Genomic DNA, 12941 nt, shown 5'->3' with positions numbered 1-12941 from the left:
AACACGAAGGTTAAGCCCTCCAGCGCCGATGGTACTTGGACCGCAGGGTCCTGGGAGAGTAGGTCGTTGCCAGGCAAGTGCACGATACGAGAACGAGAGAGTCTAAGGTTATGAAGCCCTAGACTCTGTCGTTCTTTTTTGCATGGGTATGAATCTTACTTTCAATTAGGTAAAAACCATCACCATATCATCTATGGGATGGTTGTTACTCAATTGTTTCATTTATTATTCTTTTCTCACAGGTTTTTCCTCGCGTTTCCACTTGTCCATTCCACCTTTTAGATGGGATACATGAATAAATCCAAGTTTAAATAATTCATTTGCTGCTGCTTGACTGCGATGGCCAGTTTTACAAATAAGAATTATATGATCTTCTTTTGAAAAATGGTTAAGAATTTCATGTTCTTGACCTAAAGGATAATGTTGTGCACCATCAATATGTCCAGATTGATACTCACCTTTAGAACGAACATCTATGATATAAGATGCTCCGTGAACAGATTTATTTTGAACTTCTTGCGGTGTTAGATCTATTAATTGATTTGGGTGACGAAATAAATTTAATAAATTCAAATGAACTCCACCTTTATAGGTTAACCTAAGCAATATTACAATAATAATATTATGTTAACTTAGATCAACATCATTATTTGTTTTCATCCCCATATTACTTTTCATTATAGCCGTTATGTATGTAGTATAAAAAATAAGGTGTATTTATGAACCAGTAACACAAAATAGTTGTTACTGGTCATTTAGTATAGGGTTCCCTAAAGCAGAGAATTTATTTGTCCAATAAGGTATTACATGTTGCTTTAATCAATCGTAGAAGTAGGGAGGATTGCATCATAAGATTCTCTACTTCATAAGGGTCTCCATCTCTTGTTTTAGATGAGCATATATTGGACTTGTGGTTGTGATTGCCCAATTTGTTGTATCAGGTGTATACCAACGTATTCCGATCGTGTGTAAAGAACGAACGATATCAGAGTCAGGTATTGGAACTCCATGTATGCTGATCATTGCATCAGATGGGTCTTTTAAAGTAAAGGTGATGCCGTGTAGTTGACTGACAGTTGGTATAAAGTCACCATTTACAGGATCAATAATTTGAGTGATATTAATGTCGGTAGTCCCAGTCGATGCATGATATAGAATTTGATCACGTAATCCTTGTTGCATGAGATTATATTGCAATAAGCGACTAGTACTTGCGACTAGAATCAATCCGTGATCTTGCATATGCGAAAGATGAACTAATGCCTCGATTGTAGAATAATTAAATGGAAATAGATTAGCATTACCCTCTAAATGGGTTGCGATAATAGTGTATCCGCCTGATTGTACTAATGCATTTAGGCGAGAAGAATCTAACTGTTCTCCTAAGTCTGCTGGATTCCACATCGTATCCCAATTGGCAACCTGACCTAGTCCGGGTTCATATGCCACTTTTCGCGTTCCTGTGAAGCGATAAAACCCCCACATTTTCGAGCCGTCTCGCAATGTAATAGGATAAATCATGGACGGATAGCTAAATTGATCGCCAAAGTGATCTGACCATACATAACGAACTCCCTCTTGCTCTAGTAGGTCTGTGATATAATACTTCGATTGTGGGTTATCACCCTCCATATATTGATCAAATGCGGTATATGAACCAAAGTTTGCAACGTTTGATTGATTTCCATGATCAGTGAAAACAGTAATTGGAACCTCGTTTTGCTTCTTTAAAAAATTGAGAGCATTGATTTCGAGTTCTCGCGAAAATATAGTTGTACTTGAGTTGACACGTGAAAAATCGCCTGCACTATGGAAAGTATCAATCCATCCATGGCGAATATAGTACAGTAGTATTGGTGCATCCGCTGATGGAATATTAGATATTCCATCAAACATAGTCATCTCATTTTTTACAGTTTCACCATTGTAATCAATTTTACGTGGTTCATTAGAGCCGTTGTATAGAAAAAACGAGTCCGAAATGTCTAGTCCTAAACCTTGTCCGAGCATCGTTTCGGATTTTGTATTTAAAAATTCATGGATGATATTAAACTTTCTAAGATCGGTGTGGTCCGCATCAGATTCAATAGCAAGCATTGCATGGTAAGGCCATGGAAACTTTCGCTCAGTTACTGTTTGCTTTGGCATCAGGTGTACTTGTGATGCAAATGCATGTTGTTTTATCTGACTTGTACCTACTAGTGACGCCACTACTAAACCCACAACAAGTGTGCCTGTAACGATTTTTTTATTCATCTCATGTTCCTCCGCATACATCTCTTTGTAACCTCAATGTCATCTTACGATATATGCAAGAAGATGAACAGCCCATTTTGTAATGTTTTTGTAATAAAAAATAATGTGTACGTAATATTAACCGCTAAATTAAGGCTTTTCCTTGTCTCTCTGAAAATTATTTTGAGTAACGTTATAATACAGATGAGTTTAGATGTCTCTTTGATTCTTAAACATAGCTGTATGGCTCAAACACAGAGTAGTACATAGTGACAATACGATTATCATTTTCTGTTTCACAACGAAGGAGGAGATTAGCGATGTTTACAAAACAAATAAATGTACGATTTAGTGAGTGCGATGGTTTAGGTCATGTGAATAACACGACATATTATGTGTATATGGAGGAAGCACGAGTTGATCTATTTTCATTATTTATTCCAACACTAGACCTCAACGAATGGAATTTAATTGTAGCTTCAACGAGATGTGACTATTTACGGCAAGTCACATTTGCAGAAACTATTACGGTATACACATGGCTTAGCCGCATTGGTTCATCGAGCATGATGATTGAACACGCATTGCAAAATGCTGATGGTTTATGGGTTGCACGAGGGCAAGCAGTCATGATTAGCTATGATTATAAAGACCAACAGGCTACACCGATTACAGCTGATGTCCGAGAGATTTTATCAAAGCACATGAGTGCCCCAGACGGCGTACCAGACATACGGTAATCACTAAAAAGCAAGTACAATTGCTTGAACTCACTGCGCTTGTACTTAAAGGAGTGTTGCGCTATGCATGAAAATATTATCATCGTAGAAGGCAAACACGACAAAGAACGTTTAGCTTCTTTAATTAAAAGAGATACTTTGGTTCTATGTACTTACGGAATTCCGACACATGAACACTTAATGCAACTAAAAAATGCGATTGGTGATGCAAAGGTGTATGTATTTACTGATCAAGATCAAGCGGGCAGAAGAATAAGAGGGATACTCACTGAAGAAATTCCAGATGCCATCCATTTACACACGAAGGCTGAATATGGAGGTGTGGAAAAAACTCCAATTGTTTATCTCATGCACATTTTAGAGCGATATGAACTTTTGTCAGAAATCAGCTGACGATACACATGTGCCCAAGCTCCCTTGCGTAAAATCCAACAATACCGCAAATTACGTTAAGGGAGCGAAAGCATGTGCCGCGTAAAGCATATCCAAAAACACAGAAGAAAACTCAGAGACATCAATTAACCAAAAACAAGAAAACTCCTCAGACAACGACGAAAATCTCATTACAACCAGTCCATACAACGACTTATGTTGCGCGACCATTTCAATTTATGCGCGACCGCGAACGCGTTGAACAATACCACACGGAGATTGTTGTATTACAAAATGACATGTGGAGAAAAATGGCTTTATTACCACACGATGCACAAGAAACGAGGCGTATGTTACGCAATCGTCAAGAGGCAGCCACATTCGTTTCTCAGATCAATCGAATGATGACTCAAAATGAAGGACTAGCGCTGATGATTGAAACTGCTTCTGGTGAAAATGTCGGGTATGTCTTTATTACAGAGTCTTTAGATCCACTTAGCATGGAGAGGATCGGAATCATTGGTGAAATGTATATGGAAGAAACATGGCGTGGGCAGGGAGCCGGAACCTTTGCACTACAAGAATCTGAAAAATGGCTATCTAACCGCGGAACTCGCGCCTTTCAAATTTTCGTAACAAAAACGAATGTCGACGCAGTTCAATTATATCAAAAAAATGGATACGCAATTGTTGACTATCGCATGATAAAAAGATCACCTATTACAAGCACTAGCACATGACGGACTGTCTCTTGATATGATAGTATGATGAAGAGAGGAGGAGTGATTCTTGGATAAGGTTTACCCATCAGCATTAGCAGCTATAGCCGATATAAAACCAGGTAGCACACTATTAGTTGGGGGATTTGGTCTAGTTGGGATCCCGGAAAATTTAATTGCAGCTATTCAAGAAAGCGGTATCAGTGATCTTACGTGCATTAGTAATAATTGCGGTGTCGATGATTTCGGACTTGGTCTCCTGCTACAAAACAAGCAAATTAAAAAAATGGTTTCTTCTTATGTAGGAGAAAATAAAACGTTTGAACGTCAGTATTTGAGTGGTGAACTAGAAGTTGAACTGGTACCACAAGGTACACTTGCAGAAAGAATTCGTGCAGGTGGAGCAGGTATTGGCGGATTTTATACACCTGCAGGAGTAGGGACGCCGATTGCAAAAGGAAAAGAAACACGCGAAATAAACGGTAAAGAATACTTGCTGGAATATCATATCACCGCGGATTTTGCATTAATTAAAGCATGGAAAGCAGATCGTTTAGGTAATTTAATCTTTCACGAAACAGCTCAAAACTTTAATCCTATGATGGCTACAGCGGGTAAAATTACCATTGTCGAAGTCGAAGAAATTGTAGAGACAGGCGAATTGGATCCGGCTCAGATTCACACACCAAGTATTTACGTACAACGCGTCATAGTAGGTGAACATTATGAAAAGCGAATTGAACGACGGACAATTCGGGCTTAGAGGAGAGTAAACTTACATGGCACTTACACGTGAACAAATTGTACAACGTGCAGCAAAAGAAATCCCTAAAGGCTCTTATGTTAATCTTGGCATCGGTATGCCTACGCTTGTTGCAAACTACATACCTAGTGATGCAGATGTAATTTTGCATTCGGAAAATGGACTACTTGGTATTGGTCCCTATCCGACAGATAATCAAGTTGATCCGGATTTGATTAACGCAGGGAAGGAAACAGTCACTATTGTAAAAGGCTCATCCTTTTTTTCTAGTGCAGAGTCTTTCGCAATGATTCGTGGTGGGCATATCGATGTAGCCATTTTAGGTGCTATGGAGGTATCTGAAACAGGTGATCTTGCCAATTGGATGATTCCAGGTAAGATGGTAAAAGGCATGGGGGGAGCTATGGACCTAGTACATGGCGCAAAGCGACTCATCGTCACTATGGACCATGTCAGCAAAAATGGCGACCCGAAGATTCTTAAAACCTGTGCGCTACCGTTAACAGGGAAAGGTGTAGTGAATCGCATTATTACTGATTTAGCAGTTATCGATGTAACATCTGAAGGGTTAGTACTTCTTGAAATTGCACCAGGACATACAGAACAAGAAGTGAGGAACCTTACAGGTGCCCCACTGCTCGTTGTTCATCCAATAACAGAGATGGCTTTATAGAGCGACTTGTCCTCTTGCAGCATGTTCTACAGTTTGTACTGGAAGCGATATAATCAAATCTTGCGATTGCGCATCGTATCCTACCAGACGGTATTCACCAAACGTTTTTTCAATATAAAGTGCATCTTTATGGCTACTTACATGTACGCCATATTGTGCACCCTCATCAGAGATAGCTGTGAGTAACCACGGAGTAGGAACCGGTAATCCGTCAACAGAACCATGTACTTGACTAAGCATAAAATAACCATGGTACACATTGGGGACCCCTTGAATGGATACTGCAACTTGTACAGGAAATTGGGTAAAAGGATGAACGTTTAAATGGATAGAAACTTCATCGCCAACCATCCCTAGTTGTAGTTTACTAGACGAACGCCACGAGAGAAACTTGTCCAATGGAAAGTAAAGTTGTACCCTGCTATTATTTGATCCTTGGTCAGGAGCAATTGCAAAAACAGAAGTTTGCTGAGCCTTTTGCTCTAAATAACGAAGAGTACCTACAGCAAATAGAACAAGAGTAACTAATACAATCAGTATTCCTGTAAAAAAACCTGCTACGAAACTTTTTTTCGTAATACTTGCAACTTGTTTTTTTTCATAATCACGTGATTGATTGATGTTTGGATTTCTTGAATTCATGTGTAACACCTCGCAAAAGCTAGTCATGAATAGGCATTTGTACAAGTATACACACGAGTGGACAACACATGCCATAAAGGCGGTTCGTTTAGTGCTTTATTTCGAAAAAATTGTGACTGCAGATGAAGATGGTCTGATGGTCAAAAATGTACTTAGCCACCTTGCTTTAAGCAAAAGGCTACGCCGCGATCTACTCAATGCTGGGCATATTCAGTTAAATGGGAAGCCCATATTTTTAACAAGTCGAATTCATACTCATGACAAAATCACAGTATTACAGGTGGATGAAATAGAAGTACATTTTCCACCTGAACCAATTGCTTTAGATATCGCATATGAAGATGAGCACCTTCTTGTCGTCAATAAACAAGCTGGCTTGCTTGTTCATCCTACAAGTCGAGAACGAACGGGAACACTTGCCTCCGCCGTTGCATTTCACATGTGCAGTCGAGGAGAATCGTATCGTTTTCGTCCTGTGCATCGCCTCGATCGCAATACATCAGGATTGCTCATGATCGCTAAGCATAAACTTGCCCATGAAAGGCTATCTCGTGCTCTACGCAAGCGGGATATTCACCGCGAATATCTTTCTTTCGTGTATGGCCTTATGGAAAATGATGATTTGACTATCGATACACCAATTGGAATAGCGCAAGACCAAACGGTAAAACGCATAGTGGATGTAACTGGTGATCTTCCATCTGCCAAACCTGCAGTGACACATGTTAAAGTCTTATGTAGATATGAACAGGGATACGCAACAAAAGTACGTGTGATATTAGAAACAGGGCGAACTCATCAGATTAGAGTGCACCTTTCTTCCGTAGGGCATTCAGTTCTAGGGGATACTCTATATGGCGAGGAGATCTCTTCTATTCCATTTATATCTAGACAGGCTTTGCATGCTTATCAGCTTACCTTTGTACACCCTGTTACAAAAGAGTACATTGTATGCGTTAGTGAATTACCTGATGACTTACAACAACTCGAAAAAAAACTAGCACATCAAGTACATGAATCATAACTGACCGCTGCAAATATGCAGCATATGGAGGGTATCAACTTGCTGGATGGCAAACAACTGCTGATCCGCTTGACAGAAACAGCAGGTGGTTCAGGAGACGAGGCGCGCGTCACTCGTGTCTTAGAGGAGGCAACACACGCTTTAGTCAATGAGAGCACCACAGATTCAGTGGGTAATCTTACACTCCTTGTAAAAGGTGAAGGGGAATCTATACACCCGCGTGTCATGATTGCTGCACATACAGATGAAATCACCCTGATGGTTTCTAAAATTGAAAAAGGCGGTTTTTTGCGAGTAGCACAAGTTGGAGGTTTTGATCCGCGAACACTACTCGGGCAAGAAGTAGTTGTTCATGGAAGGGATTCTCTCATCGGCATTATAGGCTCAAAGCCACCACATCTTTCGACATTAGAAGAAAGACAAAAATCAATTCCGCTACATGAACTATTTATTGATCTTGGTATGAGTGAGGAGCATGTTTTAGAAGTGGTAACGGTTGGTGATCGTATTACAATGCATCGTAATACGATGCAACTTCTTGGGGATCGCATGAGTGGTAAAGCGATGGATAACCGTGCTAGTGTTACGGCTATGGCTATATGCCTTGATGAATTGCGTAAACTTCGTCATACGGCTGATGTATTTGCAGTCGGTACAATGCAGGAAGAAATCGGTAGCAAAGGGGCGCAGACAGCTGCTTTTGGCCTCATGCCTGATATAGCTGTAGCAATTGATGTTTGTCACGGGGAAACGCCAGGTGTCACATCCGATCTAGCTAAGAAACTTGGGGCAGGACCTGTTTTAACACTTGGACCACGCATTCATCCGAAACTTTTTACCGCGTTAAAAGAGATCGCACAATTAGAAAACATCCCATTACAAATTGAAGTGAGTCAAGGTCCTACATGGACGGATGCAGATCCTATGCAAATTGTTCAAGTGGGCATTCCTACTGCACTTCTGTCTATCCCACTTCGCTATATGCATACATCAGTAGAAACGCTTGATTTTGAGGACGTACGGCTTACCGGTGTTTTACTAGCACGCTTTATTGCGAAAATTGACGCTGCGTTTGTGGAGGGGCTCACATGTTACTTAAACGATTAACAGAGGCATCCGGACCCTCTGGATTTGAAGATGAGATTCGTCAAGTCATCTATGAAGAGGTCAAATCATACAGCGAAAACATCTACACAGACGCATTAGGTACATTAATTGTAGAGACTAATCCCAAAGCAAAAGGACCTAAGATTTTACTTGCAGCACATATGGACGAAGTTGGATTTATGATTGTAGACATCGATGATCATGGTTTATTGCGCTTTCGTCCGTTGGGTGGCGTAGATCCGCGCATCTTAGTGTCTAAACCTGTACTAGTTGGTAAAAAAAGAATGTTTGGCGTGATTGGATCAAAAGCTGTGCATTTACAACAGCCACAAGAACGCGAACACCCACTAGAATTGAATCAATTGTATATCGACATTGGAGCTCACTCACGAGAAGAAGCGGAAAAATATGTGGCACCAGGTGATCTTGCTATATTTGCTACTACGTATGAGGAAGTGGGAGATCGTCGTGCGAAATCCAAATCCTTCGATGATCGAGTGGGATGTGCTGTACTTGTCGAGACGTTAAAGAAACAATTTGACTTGCCTATCGTTTACGCCTTTACCGTTCAAGAAGAAACAGGTTTACGTGGCGCGGGTCCTGTGGCTTATCGGGTACAGCCTGATCTTTCAATTGTTATTGAAGGCACAGTTTGTTTTGATGTTATCGAGACACCTTCACATGGTCAATCAACGATTCAAGGAGCAGGCCCAGCAGTTTCGGTAGTTGACGCCCGCACGATCGGACATCGTGCGTTTAGAGAGCACATTATAAAGGTTGGTAAGCAAGCAGGTATTCCCGTACAGCTACGCAGAACAGTAGGTGGTGCAAACGATATTGGAGCCATTCATCTCACGGGGATGGGAATAGTCAGTGCGGCTATTAGTGTACCTACTCGCTATATTCATGCACCATCGCAAATGATTAGCCTTGACGATTATGATCATACTGTAGAACTTTTAGAAGCTGTACTTCGCAGCATTGAACAAGGAGGTTTTACTGCATAATGAAAGATCTCATTCATACACTTACTATTCCATCAGGTCCATCCGGGTATGAACTCCCTGTAAAAAATGTGATTGAAGAACTTATTCGTCCTTTTGTAGATGAATGCTATGAAGATGTACTTGGCAATCTCTACGCAATTAAAAAGGGATCATCGAGTACACATGAAAAAACAGTCATGATCGTGGCACATATGGATGAACCGGCTCTTAGTGTGATCGACATTGATGATGTAGGTTTTTTGAGAATATCTCCGCTAGGACCGTTGCGTCCCTCGGCTCTCGTTGGGGCACGCGTGGTATTTGCACGCACGGGAAGAAGAGGTATTGTTGGTGCGGAGCACGGAATTGCTATGAAGGATTTAGAGTTTTCACATCTTTTTGTGGATATTGGAGCCAATAGCCAATCAACTGCGCAAGAGTTTGTTGAGATAGGAGATGCTGCAACGTTCGCCTATGGTTTTGACGAAGTTTCTGAGCAACTTTTGGTTGGTCATGCACTCGATAACCGCGTAGGATGCGCGTTATTAATCGATGCCTTGCAACATGCACAGAGTAACCACACAATTGTAGGTGTATTTTCTGTACAAAAAGAAGTAGGGTCACGTGGGGCGAAAGTTGCTGGGCATCGTATTCACCCATCTGTTGCTGTAGTTCTTGATGTAAGTCCTACTGGTGATACACCTAAATCCGAGAGACTAGCACTTTCCTTAGGTCAAGGTGTTGGTATTAAAGTTCTTGATGCAGGAATGGTCGTAGCTCCAAAATGGCGTGATCAGTTAGTAGATGCAGCGAAAGCAGTCGAAGCTTCTTATCAAATTGAGGTGTCACCGCGAACGACAAGCGATGCAGGTGCTATTTTTCTTACTCAAGATGGCATTCCTACTTGTGGCTTAGTTGTTCCCGCACGTTATGTCGGGACGCCATCGCAAATGGTGCACTTAGAGGACGTCACAAGCGCTAAAAAAGTATTAGGGAGCTTTTTAGGTCGACTTTCTTAACCTATATGTGTTTCTGAGTACACGTACACGGGAGGGGATGTATGCAACCTCCTGTGTAGTTCAATCTCATTTCTTCATGTATCTAGGTAAAGTACATCACAATGATCGTAGTTTGTAGTATAATGTGACAAATCCCAAAAGGAGGGCCAGCGATGTTACGCTACTTAACTGCCGGAGAATCTCATGGCCCTGCACTCATGGCCATCATTGAAGGGCTACCAGCCTACTTATCTATAGATAATGAACAAGTCAATTATGAATTATGGCGTCGCCAGCAAGGATATGGTCGTGGATATCGAATGAAAATCGAAACAGATCAAGTTGAATTTACGTCTGGTTTACGGTTTGGTAAAACACGTGGTTCACCGCTTTCTTTTACTATTGCGAATCGCGATTATAAAAACTGGGGACCACGGATGTCTCCTACTGGGCTACCGCCAAATGACTTGCAAGTTGTTACAAAACCTCGACCTGGGCATGCAGACCTAGCGGCTGCTTTGAAGTACGATTATTCAGATATACGAGATGCTCTAGAACGGGCGAGTGCGCGCAATACAGCAACACTTGTCGCAGTTGGAGCGATTGCACGACAATTACTGGCTGCTTTTCATATCCATCTGTTCTCCCATATCATCCAAATCGGACATGAATCCGTGAATACAGAGACTCTTCATACCATGACGATGGAAGAAATGGCGCGACTTGCAGAACAGTCCCCTGTACGCACAGCTGATCCAGAGGCTGAAAAAAGGATGATGGCCGCCATTGATGCTGCTAAAGAGCAGGGGAATACAGTGGGTGGTATTTTCGAAGTGATTGTAACTGGAGTGCCGGTAGGACTTGGTAGTTATGCGATGCCGGATCGAAGATTAGATGGACGTATAGCCGGTATGTTGATGGGCGTTCAAGCGATTAAAGGTGTCGAGATAGGATCCGGGTTTGAGTCTGCCCGTCAACTTGGATCTACCGTGCATGATGCTATTTACTATGAAACGCAACGTGGCTTTTATCGTACGACAAATGGTGCAGGTGGTATTGAAGGTGGTATATCAAACGGCGAAGCTATTGTCATACGTGCGGCTATGAAGCCGATCCCTACTCTCTACAAACCTCTTCCAAGCGTTGATATGGTAACAAAAGAACCCTATCTTGCCACTATAGAGAGATCGGATGCATGTGCGGCACCAGCTGCAGCCGTTGTGGGTGAAAATGCGGTTGCGTGGGTAATCGCCGAAGCTTTTATGGAGAAGTTTGGTGGAGATTCGATAAAAGAAGTGAAACGGAACTTTGAAAGCTATCTTTTACAATTAAAGGAGCGCTCCTGACGTGCAGTCTCATCTTGAACAAGAGCCAAAACAACTTCATATACAAGCGCAGCAAGGGGATTATGATGTTTTGATTGGTGTGCACCTTTTGGAGAATGCACACCGATTTTTAGCGCCAGTATTAGATCCAACAGCCAGTGTGATGATTGTTTACGATGAGGCATTAGCTAAACTAGGTTATGTCGATCGTATGGTTAAAGGTCTTGCCCCTATGCAGTCTAACGTATATACAACAGCTGTACAGTCAGGAGAAGCATCTAAGTCATTAGCATGTGCAGAAGAGCTATATCGAGCTTTTATTGCAGCAGGCCTTGATCGCAGATCGACAATTATTGCTCTTGGGGGCGGAGTCATAGGAGATGTAGCTGGCTTTGCTGCAGCAACATTTATGCGTGGTATTCCATTTGTACAAGTGCCCACCACACTTTTAGCACATGATGCGAGTATTGGTGGAAAAGTAGCAGTGAATCTGCCTGAGGGGAAAAACTTAGTTGGCGCTTTTCATGCGCCAAGACTTGTTCTCTATGATGTATCTACACTGGAAAGTCTGCCTTTATACGAACGAGCTAGTGGATTGGCGGAAGCCATTAAACACGGGGTAATTTATGATAAGGAATTATTTGTATTCATCGAGGAACATATCGATCATATTGTAGCGGGAGATACGGAACTTCTTACAACCTTACTATACCGTTCATGTAAAGTTAAAGCGGCTATTGTGAGTTTAGATGAACGCGAGGCGGGTATTCGTGCCATTTTAAATTTTGGACATACGATCGGTCACGCGATAGAAGCTGTACAGTATGGTGTATATACACACGGTGCAGCTGTTGCCATTGGTATGGTGTATGAAACACAGATTGCTCGCGCTCTAGGAATGGTCGAAGAAGAATTGGCAGATCGGTTACTTATACTTCTTGAAAAAGCCCAACTTCCTACAAAATTACCTGCTGTTCAACGGACAGAGGAAGCGATCTCTACATTACTAGAGCATATGCGTCGCGATAAAAAAGCACGTTCGCGCAGTCTTTCGTTCATTTTACCGCAGCATTTAGGCTCTGTCATATTGAATGAGTCAGTAGATGAAGATCTTGTCAAAAGGGTATTAGCGGATTGACCAGTCATACATTTCGTAGTACGATGAAATCTGTTACTAGATGTACTACGCACAACCGTATGAGGCGGTAGTGGTAGTGATAGAAGAGTAGATAGACGAGATGATCGTCTTAGTCCGTGAGCGGAGTAGAGCTGAGCAAAGGTATGAGTTCGTATAAGAGATATTGGAGACGATCTCTTTGCGTATGAGCAGCGACGTTCACGAGAACTAAGGGATATC

General features: G+C 41.7%; 14 protein-coding genes and 1 rRNA gene. 12 read left to right on the top strand and 3 right to left on the bottom strand.

Annotated elements, in window-relative coordinates; translation table 11 throughout:
• Positions 1-75 (top strand): 5S ribosomal RNA (gene rrf / locus MM817_RS17685); the annotation flags it as partial.
• Positions 76-225: 150 nt separating this feature from the next.
• On the opposite strand, the gene MM817_RS12945 is transcribed toward rrf, so the two are convergent.
• Both MM817_RS12945 and MM817_RS12940 read right to left on the bottom strand, forming a co-directional pair.
• A complete protein-coding gene (locus MM817_RS12945; protein ID WP_241715870.1) occupies positions 226-573 on the bottom strand; it encodes a rhodanese-like domain-containing protein in 348 nt (115 codons plus the stop codon).
• 285 nt (positions 574-858) lie between these two features.
• Positions 859-2256: a hypothetical protein gene (locus tag MM817_RS12940; protein WP_241715867.1), complete on the bottom strand. Its 1398-nt coding sequence runs from the start codon at positions 2254-2256 to the stop codon at positions 859-861.
• Between the two features lie 299 nt (positions 2257-2555).
• Here MM817_RS12940 and MM817_RS12935 point away from each other — a divergent pair, with 299 nt between their 5' ends.
• The 5 genes from MM817_RS12935 to MM817_RS12915 all read left to right on the top strand — a co-directional run bounded on the left by MM817_RS12935 (position 2556) and on the right by MM817_RS12915 (position 5502).
• On the top strand, positions 2556-2975 hold the full coding sequence (locus MM817_RS12935; protein WP_241715865.1) for an acyl-CoA thioesterase: 420 nt from the start codon (positions 2556-2558) through the stop codon (positions 2973-2975).
• 63 nt (positions 2976-3038) lie between these two features.
• Positions 3039-3368, top strand: coding sequence for a toprim domain-containing protein (locus MM817_RS12930; protein WP_241715863.1), 330 nt, complete (start codon positions 3039-3041; stop codon positions 3366-3368).
• 74 nt (positions 3369-3442) lie between these two features.
• Entirely contained in the window at positions 3443-4087 is a 645-nt protein-coding gene (locus MM817_RS17285; protein ID WP_241715861.1) for a GNAT family N-acetyltransferase, read from the top strand.
• Positions 4088-4136: 49 nt separating this feature from the next.
• Positions 4137-4829 (top strand): CoA transferase subunit A, encoded by a 693-nt coding sequence (locus MM817_RS12920; RefSeq protein ID WP_241715859.1) that lies wholly within the window; start codon positions 4137-4139, stop codon positions 4827-4829.
• A gap of 16 nt (positions 4830-4845) precedes the next feature.
• Positions 4846-5502: a 3-oxoacid CoA-transferase subunit B gene (locus tag MM817_RS12915; RefSeq protein ID WP_241715857.1), complete on the top strand. Its 657-nt coding sequence runs from the start codon at positions 4846-4848 to the stop codon at positions 5500-5502.
• On the opposite strand, the gene MM817_RS12910 is transcribed toward MM817_RS12915, so the two are convergent.
• Positions 5497-6144, bottom strand: coding sequence for a hypothetical protein (locus tag MM817_RS12910; protein WP_241715855.1), 648 nt, complete (start codon positions 6142-6144; stop codon positions 5497-5499). The two genes, MM817_RS12915 and MM817_RS12910, sit on opposite strands and share 6 nt — an antisense overlap.
• A 91-nt stretch (positions 6145-6235) precedes the next feature.
• Between MM817_RS12910 and MM817_RS12905 the strand changes: the two genes are divergently transcribed.
• The 6 genes from MM817_RS12905 to aroB all read left to right on the top strand — a co-directional run bounded on the left by MM817_RS12905 (position 6236) and on the right by aroB (position 12722).
• Entirely contained in the window at positions 6236-7168 is a 933-nt protein-coding gene (locus tag MM817_RS12905; protein WP_241715853.1) for an RluA family pseudouridine synthase, read from the top strand.
• A 39-nt stretch (positions 7169-7207) separates the two neighbouring features.
• The gene (locus tag MM817_RS12900) at positions 7208-8275 is read left to right on the top strand and encodes a zinc-binding metallopeptidase family protein (protein WP_241715851.1); all 1068 of its coding nucleotides are present in this window, start codon (positions 7208-7210) and stop codon (positions 8273-8275) included.
• Complete coding sequence (locus tag MM817_RS12895; RefSeq protein WP_241715849.1) at positions 8257-9282, top strand: M42 family metallopeptidase; 1026 nt, start codon at positions 8257-8259, stop codon at positions 9280-9282. The genes MM817_RS12900 and MM817_RS12895 overlap by 19 nt, the downstream gene beginning before the upstream one ends.
• The gene (locus tag MM817_RS12890; protein WP_241715847.1) at positions 9282-10280 is read left to right on the top strand and encodes a M42 family metallopeptidase; all 999 of its coding nucleotides are present in this window, start codon (positions 9282-9284) and stop codon (positions 10278-10280) included. The genes MM817_RS12895 and MM817_RS12890 overlap by 1 nt, the downstream gene beginning before the upstream one ends.
• A gap of 152 nt (positions 10281-10432) precedes the next feature.
• On the top strand, positions 10433-11605 hold the full coding sequence (gene aroC, locus MM817_RS12885) for a chorismate synthase (protein WP_241715834.1): 1173 nt from the start codon (positions 10433-10435) through the stop codon (positions 11603-11605).
• 1 nt (position 11606) lies between these two features.
• On the top strand, positions 11607-12722 hold the full coding sequence (gene aroB, locus MM817_RS12880) for a 3-dehydroquinate synthase (RefSeq protein ID WP_241715832.1): 1116 nt from the start codon (positions 11607-11609) through the stop codon (positions 12720-12722).
• Positions 12723-12941: the final 219 nt, after the last annotated feature.

Source organism: Sulfoacidibacillus ferrooxidans (assembly GCF_022606465.1).
GTDB lineage: Bacteria > Bacillota > Bacilli > Alicyclobacillales > SLC66 > Sulfoacidibacillus > Sulfoacidibacillus ferrooxidans.
The sequence above is the reverse complement of the archived record's forward strand: the minus strand, read 5'-3'. Positions and strand labels throughout refer to the sequence as shown.

What these genes read in the sequence shown, in the direction of transcription:
- MM817_RS12895 (WP_241715849.1), top strand. Translation starts at nt 8,257, where the DNA reads ATGTTACTTAAACGATTAACAGAGGCATCCGGACCCTCTGGATTTGAA.
- MM817_RS12930 (WP_241715863.1), top strand. Translation starts at nt 3,039, where the DNA reads ATGCATGAAAATATTATCATCGTAGAAGGCAAACACGACAAAGAACGT.
- MM817_RS12935 (WP_241715865.1), top strand. Translation starts at nt 2,556, where the DNA reads ATGTTTACAAAACAAATAAATGTACGATTTAGTGAGTGCGATGGTTTA.
- aroC (WP_241715834.1), top strand. Translation starts at nt 10,433, where the DNA reads ATGTTACGCTACTTAACTGCCGGAGAATCTCATGGCCCTGCACTCATG.
- MM817_RS12940 (WP_241715867.1), bottom strand. Translation starts at nt 2,256, where the DNA reads ATGAATAAAAAAATCGTTACAGGCACACTTGTTGTGGGTTTAGTAGTG.
- MM817_RS12890 (WP_241715847.1), top strand. Translation starts at nt 9,282, where the DNA reads ATGAAAGATCTCATTCATACACTTACTATTCCATCAGGTCCATCCGGG.
- MM817_RS12915 (WP_241715857.1), top strand. Translation starts at nt 4,846, where the DNA reads ATGGCACTTACACGTGAACAAATTGTACAACGTGCAGCAAAAGAAATC.
- MM817_RS12910 (WP_241715855.1), bottom strand. Translation starts at nt 6,144, where the DNA reads ATGAATTCAAGAAATCCAAACATCAATCAATCACGTGATTATGAAAAA.